15 protein-coding genes are annotated in these 19,584 nt (G+C 37.3%); 2 read left to right on the plus strand and 13 right to left on the minus strand.

Annotation, left to right across the window (positions count from 1 at the left end):
- Nucleotides 1-186, plus strand: a 186-nt coding sequence (locus C7Y47_RS22505) for a tyrosine-type recombinase/integrase (protein WP_142510788.1), incomplete at its 5' end; no start/stop codon positions are given.
- Between the two features lie 71 nt (nucleotides 187-257).
- Here the strand turns inward: C7Y47_RS22505 and C7Y47_RS22510 are convergent.
- From C7Y47_RS22510 to C7Y47_RS22525, 4 genes are all read right to left on the minus strand, one after another.
- Complete coding sequence (locus C7Y47_RS22510) at nucleotides 258-653, minus strand: GNAT family N-acetyltransferase (protein WP_142510789.1); 396 nt, start codon at nucleotides 651-653, stop codon at nucleotides 258-260.
- Between the two features lie 428 nt (nucleotides 654-1,081).
- Nucleotides 1,082-2,659, minus strand: a complete 1,578-nt coding sequence (locus C7Y47_RS22515; RefSeq protein WP_142510790.1) for a peptide chain release factor 3 — start codon at nucleotides 2,657-2,659, stop codon at nucleotides 1,082-1,084.
- 326 nt (nucleotides 2,660-2,985) lie between these two features.
- A complete protein-coding gene (locus C7Y47_RS22520) occupies nucleotides 2,986-4,452 on the minus strand; it encodes a UDP-N-acetylmuramoyl-L-alanyl-D-glutamate--2,6-diaminopimelate ligase (protein ID WP_142510791.1) in 1,467 nt (488 codons plus the stop codon).
- Between the two features lie 436 nt (nucleotides 4,453-4,888).
- Nucleotides 4,889-6,277, minus strand: coding sequence for an aldehyde dehydrogenase (locus C7Y47_RS22525; RefSeq protein ID WP_142510792.1), 1,389 nt, complete (start codon nucleotides 6,275-6,277; stop codon nucleotides 4,889-4,891).
- A gap of 191 nt (nucleotides 6,278-6,468) precedes the next feature.
- Between C7Y47_RS22525 and C7Y47_RS25125 the strand changes: the two genes are divergently transcribed.
- A complete protein-coding gene (locus C7Y47_RS25125) occupies nucleotides 6,469-6,624 on the plus strand; it encodes a hypothetical protein (RefSeq protein ID WP_185903571.1) in 156 nt (51 codons plus the stop codon).
- 155 nt (nucleotides 6,625-6,779) lie between these two features.
- On the opposite strand, the gene ssuE is transcribed toward C7Y47_RS25125, so the two are convergent.
- The 9 genes from ssuE to C7Y47_RS22570 form a co-directional block, all read right to left on the minus strand.
- Nucleotides 6,780-7,310, minus strand: a complete 531-nt coding sequence (gene ssuE / locus C7Y47_RS22530; protein ID WP_142510793.1) for an NADPH-dependent FMN reductase — start codon at nucleotides 7,308-7,310, stop codon at nucleotides 6,780-6,782.
- Nucleotides 7,311-8,090: 780 nt separating this feature from the next.
- Nucleotides 8,091-9,428 carry a dihydrolipoyl dehydrogenase gene (lpdA, locus tag C7Y47_RS22535; RefSeq protein ID WP_142510794.1) on the minus strand — a complete coding sequence of 446 codons (1,338 nt, stop codon included), beginning with the start codon at nucleotides 9,426-9,428 and terminating at the stop codon, nucleotides 8,091-8,093.
- A gap of 401 nt (nucleotides 9,429-9,829) precedes the next feature.
- The gene (locus C7Y47_RS22540) at nucleotides 9,830-11,911 is read right to left on the minus strand and encodes a catalase (RefSeq protein ID WP_185903572.1); all 2,082 of its coding nucleotides are present in this window, start codon (nucleotides 11,909-11,911) and stop codon (nucleotides 9,830-9,832) included.
- Between the two features lie 512 nt (nucleotides 11,912-12,423).
- Nucleotides 12,424-12,915, minus strand: coding sequence for a hypothetical protein (locus C7Y47_RS22545; protein WP_142510796.1), 492 nt, complete (start codon nucleotides 12,913-12,915; stop codon nucleotides 12,424-12,426).
- 2 nt (nucleotides 12,916-12,917) lie between these two features.
- The gene (locus C7Y47_RS22550) at nucleotides 12,918-13,121 is read right to left on the minus strand and encodes a helix-turn-helix transcriptional regulator (RefSeq protein ID WP_053483534.1); all 204 of its coding nucleotides are present in this window, start codon (nucleotides 13,119-13,121) and stop codon (nucleotides 12,918-12,920) included.
- A 926-nt stretch (nucleotides 13,122-14,047) separates the two neighbouring features.
- A complete protein-coding gene (gene glpK / locus C7Y47_RS22555) occupies nucleotides 14,048-15,544 on the minus strand; it encodes a glycerol kinase GlpK (RefSeq protein ID WP_142510797.1) in 1,497 nt (498 codons plus the stop codon).
- 207 nt (nucleotides 15,545-15,751) lie between these two features.
- Entirely contained in the window at nucleotides 15,752-16,555 is an 804-nt protein-coding gene (locus C7Y47_RS22560; protein ID WP_142510798.1) for an MIP/aquaporin family protein, read from the minus strand.
- A gap of 156 nt (nucleotides 16,556-16,711) precedes the next feature.
- Nucleotides 16,712-17,275, minus strand: coding sequence for a glycerol-3-phosphate responsive antiterminator (locus C7Y47_RS22565; RefSeq protein WP_142510799.1), 564 nt, complete (start codon nucleotides 17,273-17,275; stop codon nucleotides 16,712-16,714).
- A gap of 224 nt (nucleotides 17,276-17,499) precedes the next feature.
- Nucleotides 17,500-19,143 carry a glycerol-3-phosphate dehydrogenase/oxidase gene (locus C7Y47_RS22570; RefSeq protein ID WP_142510800.1) on the minus strand — a complete coding sequence of 548 codons (1,644 nt, stop codon included), beginning with the start codon at nucleotides 19,141-19,143 and terminating at the stop codon, nucleotides 17,500-17,502.
- Nucleotides 19,144-19,584 lie beyond the last annotated feature (441 nt).

The raw sequence follows: 19,584 nt of genomic DNA on the forward strand, positions 1-19,584 counted from the left end.
GCTGAAATCAATAAAGAAATTCATCCACACCAACTTAGACACAGCTATGCAACTCATTTGTTGAACAATGGAGCTCCAATAGAAGTCATACAAAGTCTTATGGGGCATGAAAAAAGCGAAACAACTAGGATCTACGCTCAATTAAGCGGGAGGCTAAGGAAAGAGTATTATCAGAAGTATTTTTAAATGTAAAAGGAGCAATGTCTTAAAAGACTTTGCTCCACTTGACTAAAGCACCCGTTAGTTGAGTAAATTTATTACTTATTTGATTGCCATACCCCACCTGAACCTGGTGTAAAGCCACAGGTTTTATAAAAATTAGTATTGTTTTCCTGGTATGTTACCGTTACAATACCTATTCCATAACGTTCAGACTCTCGCAATAATACTTTTACCAAATTAACCCCGATTCCCTTTCCTTGATACTCTGGATGAACGATAATATCTTCCATATATCCATGTTCTAAGCCCATTCCACAAACATATCCAAAGGCAATCAGTTTATTATTTTCATTTCTAACCCCAGCCCAGAAATTACACCGTTCAAACAATTTCGGGTAATCTTCATCTCGTCTACCCCAGCCAACAAATTCTCTTAATTCTGGTACTTCATTATTAGATATTGGTATGTTGATGATAGCTTGATAGTTCATTTTATTCCACCTCCTAACTTACCTTCTAAATGCTAATTTCTATATGGTAAAGCCTTAGCCCTTCTTCAACTAAACTGCGTCGTTAGTTGAATAGCAACAATCTTTTCGAAAACAGCCTTTAGAAAATAACCTATATCTTTTATTACTTAGAGGTTTAAAAAATAGCCTTTAATTTACATTTAATAATTGATATAAGCTCCTTTTGAATTACTGCAACATTAGATTGATTACCGAACAAATTAGTTGTTGTAGTAAATAGAGTCATTTGTGGTAAAAAAGAGGATAGATAGAGCGAATTTATTTCAGCTCTTCTATCCTTTTAATTTCTATACATATAATGTGTGGCATTAAATAAGAATTCACTATTTAAAATAGTTTCAGCTTATAACTTGACTTTTAATAAAAAACATGTCGATTCGTGTTTTTCATTATAAAAGGCTATACAGTTTAATGTCTTCGTTTTTATCAGCGAACCAACGCATAGCAAACTCATTTTCAAATAGGAACACAAAATTATCAAAACGGTCTTTGACAAGCATTGAACGACCTGAAGACATTGATTCTTTAACATCCTCTTCGTTTTCAATCCATCTTGCAATTTTCGAACCAATTGGCTCCATCTTCACTTCAACATTATATTCGTTTTTCATACGATGCTCAAAAACTTCAAATTGTAATTGACCAACTGCTCCAAGAATAACTTCTTCTGTATGCAACGTTTTATAATATTGAATAGCGCCTTCTTGCACTAATTGTAAAATCCCCTTATGGAATTGCTTGGATTTCATAACATTTTTCGCAGTGACACGAACAAATAACTCTGGCGTGAACTGTGGCAATTTTTCAAATTGGAATGTCTTTTTACTACCTACAACTGTATCACCAATCTGATAAGTGCCTGTGTCATATAAACCGATAATATCACCAGCAACTGCTTCATCAACTGTTTCGCGGTCGTCAGCAAGGAATTGTGTAGATTGTGTCACTTTGAATGATTTACCTGTACGAGATAAAGTCATGTTCATGCCACGTTCAAATTTACCCGATACGATACGCACAAAGGCAATACGGTCACGGTGTGCAGGATTCATGTTTGCTTGAATTTTGAAAATGAAGCCCGAAAACTCCTCATGATCAACTGGATCAATAAATTGTTCATCCTCAGTAATTCGAGGCTGTGGTGTTGGCGCAAATTTTAAATATGTTTCAAGGAATGTTTGCACACCAAAGTTTGTTAAAGCCGAACCAAAGAAAACAGGTGTCAATTCACCACGACGAATTTTTTCTTCAGAATATTCATTCCCCGCTTCGTCAAGCAACATGATGTCATCCATTGCTTGTGAATAATAAGAAGTCACCTTCATAGGATGCTCGACTGCAAGTTCCCCATTATCATCAATTGGTAAGAAACGTTCTTCTTCCTCAGTACGGAATTGCTCAACACGTTTATTATAACGATCATAAATACCTAGAAACTCTTTACCCATACCGATTGGCCAGTTCATTGGGTAAGCATTAATGCCAAGTACCTCCTCAAGCTCTTCAATCAGCTCAAGTGGCTCTTTCCCTTGACGGTCTAGTTTATTGATAAAAGTGAAAATTGGAATACCACGCATTTTACAAACTTTGAATAGCTTTAAAGTTTGTGCTTCAATACCTTTGGCAGCATCTACGATCATGACAGCACTATCCACTGCCATTAACGTACGATACGTATCCTCCGAGAAATCTTGGTGACCTGGAGTATCTAAAATATTAACACGTGAGCCGTTATAATCGAACTGCATAACTGAAGAAGTTACAGAAATCCCACGTTGCTTTTCAATTTCCATCCAGTCAGATGTTGCAAACTTACCTGTTTTCTTTCCTTTTACTGTACCGGCATCACGAATCGCACCACCAAATAGTAAAAGCTTTTCTGTAATCGTCGTTTTCCCAGCATCAGGGTGACTAATGATGGCAAAAGTTCGACGCGATAATATATCTTTTTCTAAATTTGAATTCATCTCGTTATTCTCCTTTTTTCATACTTAATAATAATAAAAGAAGACTTGCCTCACTTACAACCTTTTTACATGATTTCCCCAAAAAAGAGGTTTTCATTTTGGCGAGGGACAATGTATAACTTCCTCAAACATTTCGATGACTACCCTTTCTTTCCATCTACTCACTCGTTTGCTAACATTGTGACATTCACCAAAAGTACTCAAAAAGAAAACCCTTTAGTACGAACTAAAAGGGTTCTCTAAGTATGGTGAACTTACCGCATTTTTGCATGCTTTCCCGTTCACCCTATCAAGTACGCTCTAACATCCTCATTGGAGATCATATATTATACAAATTTTAAGTGGCCAGCTTCTATTGCAATATCTGCATCACTATGCGGATATTTCGTATTCTCAATAATTTGATAATCTTCATGGCCTTTACCAGCAAAAATAATCATATCCCCTGGTTCAGCAACCTCAATCGCATGACGCACCGCATCAGCACGGTCTCCTATACATGCATAATTTTCATGAAGCATCCCTTTAGCAAGATCACCTGTAATACTATCATAGTCCTCATAGCGTGGGTCATCTGTCGTTAAAATAACGTAATCAGCGGCTGATGCTTTTTCTGCCATTGCTGGACGTTTTGATTTATCACGATTGCCACCTGTACCAACTAGGAAAATAAGCTTCCCTTTTTTATATGGTTCTGCTGAAGAAATTGCCTTTTCAATGGCATCAGGTGTATGTGCATAATCAACAAAAATCTGCACTGGTAAATCTGAACAAACTTTCTCCATGCGGCCCTTCACTGGTGGTAATTGCTCAATTTGCTCAATGATTGTTTCCATTGAATAACCACGGCCATAAAAAGCTACCATAGCGGCAAGCACATTGTAGATATTAAATTCCCCGAGCAAATGCATTTTTACATGGTATATTCCCTCTGGCATTTCAACGTCAAAAGATGTCATGAAATCTTGATACTCACAGTTAATAGCTCGGAAATCAGCAGTTTCATTTTTCAAACCATATGTCCATACAGGAAATGGTGTCATCGCTGCATAGCGCTCTGACCAAGCATCATCAGCATTTAACACTACAAATTTATTCTTTTCTAAGTCTTGTCCAAGTTGAGAGAACATTAAGCCCTTCGCATGGCCATACTCCTCCATCGTACCATGGAAATCAAGATGATCATGTGTAAGATTTGTAAAAATAGCTACATCATATTCTACCCCAGCTAGACGTCCAAGTGCTAAACCGTGTGAAGATACCTCCATAGTCATTAATCTGCAGCCTTCCATTTTTGCACGGAATATCATTTGTTGAGTGGATAATGCATCGCTCGTAGTATTTGCAGATTCATATAAAATACCATTTAAATTAAAGCCGATTGTTCCTGATAATGCCGATTTTTCACCCATACCATGCATTATATTTTGAATAATACCCGTTACTGATGTTTTTCCGTTTGTCCCTGTTACGCCAATCATTGCCATATCTTTCGACGGATAGTCAAAAAACTTTGCAGCTAACAAGCCAACTGCACGATCCGAATCTTTCACAATGACTTGTGCAATATTTTCTGCTAATGGTAATTTTCGTTCTGTTACAACAATTGTTGCGCCACCTTCAACAGCTTTCTGTGCATAGTCATGACCATCAACTGTAAAACCTTTTATACAAACAAACATACTATTTGGTTGCACACTTCGTGAATCAATTACAATATCACTTACTTGGTCAGGTAGCACTCCAATTATTTTTTTCAAAGGTAATGCATTCAACAATTCCTCTGCATACATTTCATAGTCCTCCAATCAATCTCTACATTCATTTCATCATTTATTGTTTATTCGACAAAAAATGACAAGATGAATACCCCCACATTCTAATGAACTTATTTTACTACTTATTCACCGATAAATAAAATGCCTGTAAGAACGTTTTTGAAATGAAAACGCTATCATTTTAATATATTTTTAATATTTCACCGTAATTTACCTAACATATCAAAAAACGGCATTAATCGACAAGCAAAATGGGAAATATACGTTGGAGAGCAGATCAATTATGCCTTGGCAAAATTTGTTGCTGTCGCTTCGCTTTCGCACAGAAAACATTTGTTGCTGTCGCTTTCGCACAAATAAAGTGCCACAGGATGTGAGGTTCTTAGACCGAGTTCCTCTATTTCTGCGGGTGTCAAAAAAAGTGAGGTGTCATGCCCGACACCTCCTTTTACTATTTCATGATAGTTCGCACAAGCTTAACCTTTTGTTTATATGGGGGAAAGAGAACATTCGTCTCTAACTTCGATGATTTTTTTAAAATAGATTTTGGATGGGTGAAGTTTTCAAAACTTGCCTTCCCGTGATATGCTTTTACTCCTGATGGTCCGACACCGCCAAATGGCAAATGTAAATTTCCTACATGTGTAATCGTATCATTAATACACCCTCCACCAAATGGTAATTCCTCTAAAAAGTACTGGGTAGCTTTTTCATGCTCTGAGAAAAAATAAGCTGCTAAAGGCTTCGGTAACTGACGAATCTGGTGAATAGCAAGCGGTAAATCATCATACATCATCACAGGTAAAATCGGTCCAAATAGTTCATCCTGCATCGAAGGACTTGACCATTTCACATATCCAATAATTGTAGGCTCAATATACAAATCATCACGATCTGTTCTACCACCAAATGTAATTGCATCACGTTCTTCCACGATAATTTGCTGTAAGCGATCAAATTGTCTTAAATTCACAATACGACCGTAGTCAGGGCTTTTTAATGCATTTTTACCATAGAAGGAACGAATCGTTGCTTTCAATATTTTCATAAATCGGTCATAGACATCTTTATGAACAAGAACATAATCTGGTGCCACACAGGTTTGACCAGTATTTGTAAATTTCCCCCAAGCGATTCTTTTCGCCGCTACTTCTAAATTGGCTGTTTGATCAATAATTGCGGGACTTTTCCCACCAAGTTCTAGGGCAATTGGTGTTAAGCGTTCCGCTGCTGCCTTTGCAACAACTTTTCCGACTGCCACACTCCCTGTAAAAAATATATAGTCAAAGGATGCATGAATAAGTGCAGTCACTTCCTCTTTTTCTCCCTCTACAAGCCGAACATAAGAAGGACTAAACGTTTCTTCAATTATTTTTTTAACGATCGCTGCTGTATGCACAGATGTTTCTGATGGTTTTACAATAGCCGTATTACCACCAACAATTGCTCCAATTAATGGCTCCATTACAAGCTGGAATGGATAATTGAATGGACCAATGATTAATGTTACTCCGTATGGCTCTCTTACAATAAAGCTTTTTCCCACCTGGTATTGTATCGGTGTTTTTACAGCTTCAGGTTTCATCCATTCTTCAACATGCTTTACCATATAAGAAATACTATCTAAAACAATGCCAATTTCTGTTGCATATGCCTCAAACTCACTCTTTCGTAAATCTAAATATAGAGCATTCAAAATTTCTTTTTCATACTTTAAAATCGTTTTCTTCAGATTTATTAATTGCTCTTTTCGAAATTTTGTACTTTTCGTCGCTCGTGAAAAATAAAATTGACGCTGTTCTGTAATCATATTTTCTACATCTTGTATCGTAAAATTCATAATATAAGCACCTCTTTTTTTAAAATGGCGTACATAGTTTTTTCATTTCGAAACAAACTATCTTTGTCTATACGATACAACATTGACAATCAAAATTCCTCTTTCTTGAATGGACGGAGTGTGTAGATGGTTTTGTGATTTTGGGAAATTTACAACTACATATTGAAAAATTGAAACGGGGGCTTAGACGAATGACAACAACAACAGGAACTTGGTGGGAGTCTATTTTTTCTGGACCATTAGCACACGGTATTTGTGAAGAAAAATTATTGCTATTGCAAGATGAGGCATTTTTATATCTCTCTACAGCAGCGAGTGAGAAAAAAGAAGAACCTGAAGTTAATTAAAAATAGCGCGTTATAGGAGGTTATTTCCTATAATGCGCTATTTTTTGAACTTTTAGGCTCAATCCCAAAAGTTGTTAAAACTCATCGGACGCCTCCAAGAAAGTGCCTATTCGGAACGGAAATCAACCATGTTATGTTACTGAGCTACTTCATACTTAAATGGATACAATTTGCTGAAATTGTGTTAATTCTACATCAAGACGGTTAATAGCTTCTTCCTCGATAGCAAAGCTCCCATCTTCTAATCGAATAATTTGTTTATCAACAATATAAACAGAATGTGCAATAGTTGTAGCTCCTAATACAGCTAAAACTGGTTTTAATGCATATTCTAAAGCGAGTAAATGTCCAATAGAGCCACCTACAGCAATTGGTAAGATAATCTTTCCAAGCAATGCTTTTTGCGGAAGCAAATCTAAATAAGTTTTCAATATTCCTGTATATGAAGCTTTATAAATTGGCGTCAAAAGTACGATAATATTTGCTTCTTCAACCTGTTTATTTTCTGAAACGATGGCCTCACTTGCAAAATTAGCCTTAATTAAGTCCTCAGCTGGCAATTCATGTACATAATTTGTGTGTACCGCTATTCCCTGTGCTTTTAAGTAATTTTCCACCTTTTCATGAATCGCCGTCACGCGTGAATTTCTCGAATTAGTGCCATTAATAATAACTGCTTTTGTCATATTAGCCACTCCTTTTTAACAAAGATAAATGTCCTTACTCCCAATGCAATGTCTTTTCGTAATGTAGCGCCTAAGTAACCTGTTTTACATAATCAAATGTTGCAGGCATATTTTCATTTTCTACATTACGTAACCATCCTCCAAAAATCGGTAGCCAAATCCTAATTTCATACTCCATCCTTCTCAAGTTCAATAGAACTTCACAACATAAAGATAAAAAAAGGCTTCTATGTTTACGTTCGGAGAAAATCCGTTACGTAAAATAGAAGCCTCTAGATATCTAGTCAACTCATTTTTAAAAACCAAGTATTCTTATAAACTTAATTTAACATAATGACATACAAAGTCAATAAGTTTTTTCTTTTAATGGGATCATCATCAAACGTGTAGTTGATTTCCGTTCCGACTGGCCGCTTTGTAGCTGACGCTTCGCTTTCGCACAGAGCAGAGCTTCCTGGGGGCGTCCGATGAGCCGCTTTTGGTGTTGCTGTCGCTTCGCTTTCGCACAGTCAAAACATTTGCTGCCGCTACGTTAACACTACGCTTTCGCACAGAAAACATCCGCTGCGCTATTTACATAGTAGACGTTTTAACAAAATTCATCCACAACTTTTGGTGATGAACCATTTAATGGCAGTTATATCAAAATAAAACATTTGTATAATGAGCCTGTATCACACTTATTATAATTAGTATAAGAACAAATATATCTATAAATAGAAGGCTTAACAGTATTGTTATGGGTTCTGGTTCGCTTCATAAAAGGTAGTTTTGAGACCATTATTGGTGAATGGCTTTATCAAAAATAGCTTTTGCAGCATCCCCTATATGCTCTGACACTGTAGGATGAGGGAAAATCATATTTGCAAGAGTATGGGCCGTACCACCAGCATTTTTAGTAGCTAAAATAGCATTTAATATTTCTGTTGCCCCATCAGCAACAACACAAGCTCCTAAAATGCGTCCTTCTTTTTCCGTCGCAATAAGTTTTATAAAGCCCACTGTATTTCCTTCCATTAATGCCTTAGAGTTTGTATGTAAAGGCATTTGAGTCACCTTATAAGGTTCATTAACCTGTTCTTCCAGTAATCCAAAAGTTGCAATTTCAGGATGTGTATAAACACAGCGAGGAATCAAAGCTTGATCAATTAGTGCCGGTTTATTCCCCAGAATATGGTCCACAACATAAATTCCCTCTGCACTCGCTGAATGAGCTAGCTGGAAACCACCAACTAAGTCACCTATAGCATAAATATGTGGCTGACTTGTTTCAAGATGCTCATTGACAGCAATCAATCGACCTTCGAAGGCTAGACCTAGCTGCTGGGCTATTTTTGTATTCGGGCGTCGACCCGTTGCAAACAAAAGATTTTCATATGTATAAATGCCTTTAGATGTATGAATTTCATTGCCATTAAAATGTTCAAATTGGAAATCTGTCACAAGCTCAATATCAAGCTTTTTCATCTTTTCACGAATTAGTGGTCGTGCATCTGACTCTTCTGTCTGTAAAATATCTTCACTATGATTCAGCACCGTCACCTTTGTTCCAAGCGGTGCTAAACTAAATGCCATTTCTACTGCAATAACGCCTCCGCCTATAATTGTTAACTGCTTTGGTAGCTCTGTCATATCGAAAAAGGTATCCGTTGTATAATAGGAAGAAGTCTCTATACCTTTAAAAGGTGGTACAAATGGTTTACTTCCGGTTGCTAAAATGATATCCATTGCTGTAAAGATCTCATTACCAACTGTTACAATTAAATCATTAGATACTGCCGCTTCTCCTCGATAAAAGGTAATTTGATTGCTCAAAATATAGCCCTCAATATTCGTTAAAAGCTCGTCAATAATAGCATCCTTACGTTTCATCAATCGTGGAAAATTCACATTTACTGTAGGAGTTTCAATACCCCAGTCATTACCACGTTTTATTTCTTGAATGAGCTTACTATGCTCCAACAATATTTTCGAAGGAATACAGCCGACATTATAGCAGGCTCCTCCTACTTTATCGCGCTCTACTAAAGCGACCTTCTTGCCACTTTTTGCTGCATGAATGGCTGCTATATAGCCCCCAGGACCTGCACCAATAATTGCAATATCAAATTTTTCCACAAAATTCACCTCATTTACCACCATAGCATTTACAAAATTCGAATGCAACGCCATGTAATTTATCGTAAATTAAGAAACATTTTGTCTACCAACTTTCTTTAAAACTCTCGATCTTAAGACCCATCTATATGGAGAAGGTGCCAATAAAGATAACAAAACGTAACTAGAATGCTCTTGTTGATTTTTGAGGTAGTTGTCTAACTACCCATTCATGCAAGCTAAAAAATCTCTCACTATTCTTTAAGAACAATGAGAGACTTTAATTATCAGCATTTTTACTATGATAGATGAACTATTTCATAGAAAATCTAATGCCATTGACTCGAGAAGTATTGCTTCTTTTCCCGCAAATATTTGCTCTGCTTCACGGATATTTTCCTTTACGCGGAAACAACGTAAAGTTAATAAATATTCCGTTCCCAAAAGCGTTGTTGAGCAATTGCTTTGATAAATTTTTTAGCGAAATCTTTGTCGCCAGTTGCTAACACAATTCCTGGCCCTACATTGGCATTAGACATATTAAAAAATGTCGTTCCTGATGTAGCTATACCAATCGGTTTGTAATGTCTATATGCTTCATTAATATAATTTACAATATGTGAATTAAACTTAGCCTGATTTTTTGCTCTTACGCCTACAACATATAACGAATCAAATAGTACCGCGTCCGTAGTAATAAATGTGTCACTTGCTGTTAATTGTACACCATCACTACTAGTAACAACCCCTAATCTGTCGGAAATAATACTGTATCGAACACCCTGTCTTGTCAAAAATTTCAGTATTTCGCCAACTTCATTTGCATCAAATCCATCACCTATTAGCACGCCTACCTTAAGTGTTTGGGGCATTTTTATAGTATTAGCTTGACTAAGTGCAGGTGATGCTAACGTGACATTTATTTGCTCGCCTTTTGGACGATTAACACCTACATTATCGGCCACAGTCGTTGCCATTGCTTTATCAACACGGACAAACATATCGACAACCTGTTGCCGAACAGACTTACTTTTCACCTTCCCTACCTCAAAACTAAAGGCATCAATGATATGCTGTTTTTCAGGAGGTGACATACTATTCCAAAACAGCCTCGCCTGTGAAAAATGATCATCAAATGATTTACTACGTGCTCGTGTGATACGTCCTTCAACCTTTTCTTCATAATGGACAAAGCCACCTTCCTTTGCCGTTGAAGTTGATGGTGTATTATTGGCCAAGGAATTTTTATGATAGCTCACTTTTCCTATATTAATAGTTTGACGACTAAAGCCATTACGCTGATTGTTATGGAATGGACAAACGGGTCGGTTAATCGGGATTTCTGCAAAATTTGGTCCCCCTAAACGTATTAGCTGTGTATCTAAATAAGAAAATAACCGCCCCTGTAAAAGTGGATCATTTGTAAAATCTATGCCTGGTACAACATTCCCAGGGTGGAAGGCGACTTGCTCTGTTTCAGCGAAAACATTATCCACATTACGATTCAATGTCATCTTCCCAATCTTTTTAACTGGCACCATCTCCTCAGGCCACAGCTTTGTTGCATCCAAAATGTCAAAATCAAATTTAAATTCGTCCTCTGGCTCAAGCATTTGTACACCCAACTCATATTCAGGATAATCACCTATCTCAATGGATTCCCATAAATCACGCCGTTGAAAATCCGGATCCTTACCAGCAATGATTTGCGCTTCATCCCAAATGAGTGAATGAACACCTAACACAGGCTTCCAATGAAATTTTACAAATCTTGATTTTCCCTTATCATTGACGAAACGAAAAGCATGAACACCGAAGCCTTCCATCATTCGAAAACTTCTAGGTATTGCACGATCAGACATATGCCACATAATCATATGCGCAATTTCTTGATTGTTCGCTACAAAATCCCAAAACGTATCGTGAGCTGAAGCTGCTTGTGGCATTTCATTGTGAGGTTCAGGCTTTACCGCGTGAATTAAATCAGGGAACTTAATGGCATCCTGGATAAAAAAGACCGGTATATTATTACCAACTAAATCATAATTGCCCTCATCCGTGTAAAATTTCGTCGCAAAACCACGAACATCACGTGCAGTATCCATCGAACCTAAGCTTCCAACTACCGTTGAAAATCTGACAAATACAGGTGTTTTCTTATTAGGGTCCTGTAAAAAGCTTGCTTTAGTATATTCCCCCATCGATTCATACAGCTCAAATTCTCCATGTGCCGCAAAGCCTCTCGCATGTACAACACGCTCTGGAATACGTTCATGATCAAAATGCGTTATTTTCTCTCGAAAGTGAAAATCCTCCATAATTGTTGGCCCACGAACCCCAGCCTTCAACGAATTCTCATCATTCGAAACTTTTAGTCCCTGATTCGTCGTCATCTTTTGCCCTTCATTATCGACACGAAACTGCTCTAACTGCTGATCCTTTCCATTCTCCTCCAAATTTTTGCGCTGATTCGACTTAGATTTATCCACGCAATCCCCTTTCATTCCAATACTCATAATTCTCAATATACACTATATGTTTTTTTGAAATAAACATGCTTCAAGGCATAGCTATAGGAAAACATTCTCAATTATTTCTTGATTTACGACCGAATTCGAGCGCGAATGCTTCTAGATGATTCATTTTTTCACCAAAACCTTAGACATAAGTTCATCAAAAAGGTCCCATTTATACCTATGCAATTATATTTTTCTGGTTCATAACTAACATACTCTTTATTTTGTTCAATACATTTCAACTATTCCAAACTCGGAAATATAGCCAAATTAACACATTTCCTAAGTCCTCAGGTTCTCACTTTTTTTCACAACATTTCTTGTTCATTTTTCAACTAACCTCCACTGTTAGCACAATAAGAAAAACCTTACTGTTGTTCCAGTAAAGCACCCCTCCTAATCTATCTTTCAATTTCGATGTTCTTTTCCTTTGCACTATAAAAATACCCCTTTAGATAACCATATCTAAAGGGGTATAATGGTACGACTTTATTTCACATCTAGGGAGTTAACTCGGAATCTTCTCCCTTTGGTTTAAGTGCAGTAAAAAGTCCAATTAAATTAGGTGGTAAACTAAATAATAAAAACTTCCAGTTGTTCGTCATGATCGTGATAATCGTAAAAACAATAATAGACGTAACAATGATGATTATGCCAAGCTTCACACGGGAAGGCTGCAACGTGACTGTACTGGACATACTGATGGACAAAACAATCCCAATTATTCCCCAGCTCCCTAGGTGTGTTAAAAGAAGGATACCTAAAACCATTGCGTTGCTTAATTCAATCCCAAACATGATTAAAGAAAAGAGAACATAAATCGCTCCTAATGTCACATACCATGAATAGGATTTTGCATTTTGCCAAATATGATAGTATAGCTCATCTAAACCTCTGTTTTCTCTAGCTTTTTTCCGTCCGAACCACCAGCCAAAGATTCCACAAATCATTCCTCCATACAATCCAATAATACCCCCGATAGAAACCTCCATAATTACATTCCCCCCTCTTCGAAAATAAACACTTCTTCAATCGTGCAATTGAAAGCTTTTGATATGTTATAGGCAAGCTCAATAGATGGATTGAATTTTCCTGATTCAATTGCAATGATTGATTGCCGTGAGACTCCAACTTGTTTCGACAATTCTTCCTGCGTAATCTTCTTCGATTTTCGTAATTCGCGAATTCTGTTTTTCATAAAGCCTCCTTTAAAAATGTAAAGTAAACTGTACATTCGTTGATAAGTAAAGTTTACTTTACACCTCCCGAAGTGTCAAGTTTACTTTACAATTTAATTTTTAGTTAATACAACAAATAACCGTTACTAGGAGATATATGGAGGACATAACAAAAGGAGGGATCATCACCAAAACGTGTGGTTGATTTCCGTTCCGACTGGGCGCTTTGTAGCTGACGCTTCGCTTTCGCACAGAAAACATCCGCTGCGCTACAGGATCTCGGGCCGACGCGATGTTGGTCACGAAGCCGTTATCACAGGATGTGATGCTTTTAGCCTTCGTTCCTCTATCGCTGATCCCCGAGGAGTCGCCCAGTCTCCACTCTAATCAACTATTTACAAGTAGACGTTTTAACAAAAGTCATACACAGCTTTTGGTGATGAACCAAAAGGAGTCAAATAAAACTGTTAAAATTACGATCATAATGAGCCACACAATAACTAGTTAAGACACTATACTGAACTTTACTTCGAGTAAAAGACACCAAAATCTCTTACTCGGAGTTTTTTAGGTTTGATAGCCACACGTTTTTTGATACTCTTCTTCAAAAATCTGGTACGCTTGTGGAAAAAGAAAAAATCCTGCATATCAACTCAGGATTTTCAGTCAAACTTTTTATATACGTCGCGACTTTATTCAAATCTACATTCAATTTTCCTTAATTTACGATAAAACATACTATTGCAATTGCGGATAGTAATGTATTTGTTGTTATTTTTATAGTCACCTTAGTTCTATCTTCAAAATATGTAAGTACAAATATGAGTACAGACCTAAAAAACCTTGACCGGCAAGTGAAGTGACCTCAGTTAGATATTTGTCTAACAACCGGATTCGCTTCAAATTTGCCTATCAAGGTTTTTTTCATCACTATTCAGCTATATGTTTATTTAAATGCTTGAGCAGCTGCAACAGCTTTTTTCCAGCCTGCATAGATTTCTTCACGATGTGAGTCATCCATATTAGGTGTGAATTGACGATCTAAATTCCAATACTCACTAATTTCATCTGGTGATTTCCAGAAGCCAACTGCTAAACCTGCTAAATACGCAGCACCTAAAGCTGTTGTTTCGTTAATGACCGGACGATCAACAGGAACGTTTAATAAATCCGATTGGAATTGCATTAAGAAATTGTTTGCGACTGCACCACCATCTACACGTAATTTCGTTAGTGGAATATTGGCATCTGCTTCCATTGCACCAAGTACGTCTTTTGTTTGATACGCTAACGATTCTAATGTTGCACGTACAAAATGTTCTTTAGAAGTACCGCGCGTTAAACCGAAGACTGCACCTCGTACATCTGAATCCCAATAAGGTGTACCTAGACCAACGAATGCAGGAACTACATAAACGCCGTCAGCCGACTCTACACGTGCAGCATATTGTTCAGATTCTGAAGCAGAACGGAACATTCGTAAGCCGTCACGTAACCATTGAATAGCAGAGCCAGCTACGAAAATACTGCCTTCTAAAGCGTAAGTAACCTTACCATTTAAGCCCCATGCAAGCGTAGTTAATAAGCCATTCTCTGATTTTACTGCCTTTTCACCAGTATTCATCAACATAAAGCAGCCCGTACCGTAAGTGTTTTTAACCATACCTTCTTCAAAGCAAGCCTGACCGAATAGAGCCGCTTGTTGATCACCCGCAGCCCCTGCAATTGGAACAGCAGAACCAAAGAACAGAGCTTCCTCCGTATATCCATACACTTCTGAAGAAGGACGAACCTCAGGAAGCATAGAAGCTGGAACACCTAAAATGTCTAATATTTCTTCATCCCATTTTAAATCATAAATATTGTACATTAACGTACGAGAAGCATTTGAATAATCTGTAACATGGACTTTACCACCTGTTAACTTCCATATTAACCACGTATCAATTGTACCGAATAATAAATCGCCTGCTTCTGCTTTTTCACGAGCACCTTCAACATTGTCTAAAATCCATTTTACTTTTGTACCTGAGAAGTATGCATCGACTAATAAACCTGTTTTATCACGGAATAAATCATTGTAACCGTTTTCTTTCAATTCCTCACAAATAGCGTTCGTTTGGCGTGATTGCCAGACAATCGCATTATAAATTGGTTTTCCTGAATGTTTATCCCAAACAACAGTTGTTTCGCGTTGGTTTGTAATACCGATCCCAGCAATTTGATTTGATTCAATATTTTTTGCAGAGAGCACTGTAGCGATACAAGAAAGAATAGAAGACCAAATTTCTTCTGCATGATGTTCAACCCATCCGGATTGTGGGAAATATTGCGGGAATTCTTGTTGTGCAACGTGGAGAATGCTCCCTTTTTCATCAAACAAAATAGCACGTGAGCTTGTTGTACCTTGGTCCAAAGCTAAAATATATTTTTTTTCTGACATCGGACATACCTCCAATAATTTTTTATTTCTTTCAGCAAATGTTTTTCTGTAGCGAAAGCGAAGCGTCAGCTACAAATGTTTTTCTGTAGCGAAAGCGAAGCGTCAGCTACAAATGTTTTTTCTGTAGCGAAAGCAAAGCGTCAGCTACAAATGTTTTCTGTAGCGAAAGCAAAGCGACAACTACAATTATGCCGAGGCATAATTGATTTACTCTTCACTTTTAACATTTTTCACTGTCATTTGTGCACTGATAAAAATAATAACTACGATAATAGCAAATACCCAAAATGTGATACTATTTTCCCCCTCAAAAATTTGTTGGAAGAATAGAGCACCAAAAGTACCACCGATAATTGGACCTACAACTGGAATCCATGCATATGACCACCCTGAGTCACGTTTACCTGGGATTGGTAAGAAAAAGTGAGCTATACGTGGGCCTAGGTCACGTGCAGGGTTAATTGCATAACCAGTAGGACCCCCTAATGCCATCCCGATGACTACAATTAGCATACCTACTAGAAATGGATTTAAACCATCCGTAATCGAATTTGTTCCCAATGCTAGAATACCTAAAACAAGTATAAACGTACCAATCATTTCTGAGATTAAATTTGATAATGGATGTTTAATAGCAGGCATTGTAGAAAATACAGCCAGTTTCGCTTCCGGATCTTTCGTACCTTTCCAATGTGGTAGATACATAAAATAAACGAGTATCCCCCCTAAAAATGCACCAATCAATTGTGCAGCAATGTAAGAAGGTACGTCTTCCCACGGGAAATTACCAATTGTAGCAAGCGCGATCGTTAAAGCAGGATTTAAATGAGCCCCACTAATACCACCAACAGCATATGCAGCCATAGCCACACCTAGACCCCAAGCAAATGTAATCACTACCCATCCACCGCCAAAGCCTTTCGATTTGTGCAGTGATACACCTGCAACAACGCCACCACCGAATAAAATAAGAATCATCGTGCCGACAAGTTCAGCCGTAAATGTTGACATACAAGAAGCCCCCCTTTGTAATAGTGCACTTAGTAAAAAAATAAACCCACACTTAAACAAACTGCACGTTATAATGCAGATGATTAAATGTGGGTTCCTTTTCCTAACCACGCGCTTTTTAACTTATGTACATTGTAGAGAAAATAATATACATAGTCAACAATATTTTTGGAAATTTTCCCACAAGTTCTTATTTGATGTTGTAATAGCTACTGCTCCAGCTGATAACGCTTCCTCTATGCTTTCAACAGTGCGAACTAGTCCACCTGTAATAACAGGAATTTTTGTTCGCTGGTGTACCTCTGAAATCATTGAAGGAATGATGCCTGGTAATAATTCAATATAATCAGGCTTCGCTGATTCAATCATTGAAAAGCTTTTTTCTAGTGCAATCGTATCAATTAAAAAGACGCGCTGAATGGCAATAATTCCACGAGATTTTGCTTTTATTAACATATTAGATCGAGTGGAAATTATACCTGCTGGACGGATATCATTACATAAAAAATCTGCTGCAAAGTTATCCGTTTTTAAGCCATGAATTAAGTCTGCATGAATAATTAATTTTTTACCGTTACGATCTGCCTCTCGCTTTATTGACATGAGCAAACTAATATGCACTTCTAATAGAACAATGTATTCGAATCGACTATTTAATATTTCATCAAATTGCTTAACTGTACGTGCAGCGGGAATAATTTGTTGATTATTGAAATTCATTTGATTTCCCCTTTACATCAATTATGCCTCGGCATAATTGCGTCCGGAATCGGCTTTGTGCTAGCACAAAGCATTCCTTTCCGTTTTCCGTGACATCCGCCGGAGGCTTAACTTATTTCAGCGGATGTTTTTTGTACCGAAAGCGTAGCGACAGGTACAGATGTTTGGACACCCGCTGAAATAAGTTAAAAAGTAGGCCGCCATTAAGACGACCTTCCTTTTTATTATAATGCAGTTGTAGCTCTTGTTATTTCTAAATTTAGATCTTTTTCATATTGTGTACGTTGTTCAGTAGACCAATGTAATTGTTTTGCCATTTCATCTAATACCGCGTCTTTATATTGTTTCACAAGAGCGATATTAAAGAACATATACGCTGTTCGACGAATCATAAAGTCGTTTGGATGAACAACCATTTCATGATGAATACCATACAATAACTGGGCGTATAGCGCTTGTGGTAAAACAGGATGTTTTTCTTTAGCATAGTCCAAAACAGTATCCACATTAGAACCATAATGATGTGCTAAATGTTTTGCTTCCTCTTCCGATAATCCGATATCAACACCCATTTTTGTTCGTTTCGACACGAAGGCATGTAAGTTTTGGGAGCCCCCAACATCTCCACCGGAAATATGGATCTGCTTTGTATAGCATGGTTTTGATGCAATGCCAAATCGTTGTTCTAAATCTTGCGCAATCATATTTAAAACCGTTTCAGCCATTTTACGATAACCTGTTAATTTACCGCCAGCGATTGTCACAAGTCCCGAAGCAGATTCCCATACTTCGTCCTTACGAGAAATTTCAGATGGATTTTTACCTTCCTCATGAATTAATGGACGAACACCTGCCCAGCTTGATTCGATATCTGAATCAGTGACGTTAACTTTTGGAAACATGTAATGAATTGCTTTCATAATATAATCACGATCTTCTTGATGGATATTCATTTCACGCGCATCGCCTTCGTAAAATGTATCTGTCGTTCCAACATACGTTTTCCCATTTCGAGGAATCGCAAACACCATACGACCATCAGGTGTATCAAAATAGACAGCTTGACGTAGTGGGAATTTAGATTCATCAAAAACGATATGCACGCCTTTCGATAAAATTAAATGCTTACCATTTTGTTGTCCTTCGATAGTACGAACTTCATCTACCCATGGACCTGCAGCATTTACAACTTTTTTTGCTCGAATATTAAATGCGTTATGGGCAATTAAATCTTGTGCTACGATACCATTAATTTTCTTTTCATCATTGTATAAAAAGTTTTCTGCCTTTGCATAGTTAATGAGTGTAGCACCTTTTTCAATGGCAGCTTTGGCAACTTCGACTGTCAGACGTGCATCATCTGTACGATACTCTACATATACACCACCGCCGCGTAAGTCCTCGCCTTTAACCAAAGGTTCTTTTTCCATTGTTTTTGCAGGACTTAACATATATCGACGCTCAGAACGTTTAACCCCTGCTAAAAAATCATAGACACGTAAGCCAATATTCGTTGAGAATTTGCCGAATGTGCCTCCTTTATGGAATGGCAGTAACATCCAAACAGGAGTTGTTACATGCGGTCCATTTTCATAAACTATCGCACGTTCTTTTCCTAAATCTGCAACCTCTTTTATTTCAAATTGTTTTAAATAACGAAGTCCACCGTGCACTAATTTTGTCGAACGACTAGAAGTACCAGCGGCGAAGTCTTGCATTTCAACTAACGCTACAGATAGACCACGAGCAATTGCATCAAGTGCGATACCACAACCTGTAATCCCACCACCGATCACCAATAAATCGTATTCTTTACTTTGTAATTCTTCAATCGTTTGTTGACGTTGTATTGCTGAAGCTGTGCTCATAATGAAATTCCTCCTTATTTAAAGCGAAAAAAAGAGACCATTAAAGGCACATGTACAAATGTACATATGTTTTTAATGGTCTCTCAATCGCTCAAACCTAGTATATTAACTTAATTTCATTGTAGTCTTTTTAGAAAGAAAAGGCAAGGTAGATCGTCTGGAAAAATTACGAATACAACATACACTTTTCAATCATTTATAGGTTTAAATTCGCGTCATATGTACAGTTCAATTGTCATGGCCTCTGATATTATTCCCAAATACAAAAAATTTATTTACATGTTTGAGTGGAACATAAAATAAATTTTAGTTGTTGTCGCATCGAAAAAGTTCCACTCCAATCAACTTAATATATGTCATACTTTTAATAATTGTTATCCCTACCTTTCGAGAAATAAAAATAGCAGGCTCTCCATTAACTAGTAATAGAAAACCTACTGA

This window comes from Lysinibacillus sphaericus (assembly GCF_006864135.1).
Classification (GTDB): domain Bacteria; phylum Bacillota; class Bacilli; order Bacillales_A; family Planococcaceae; genus Lysinibacillus.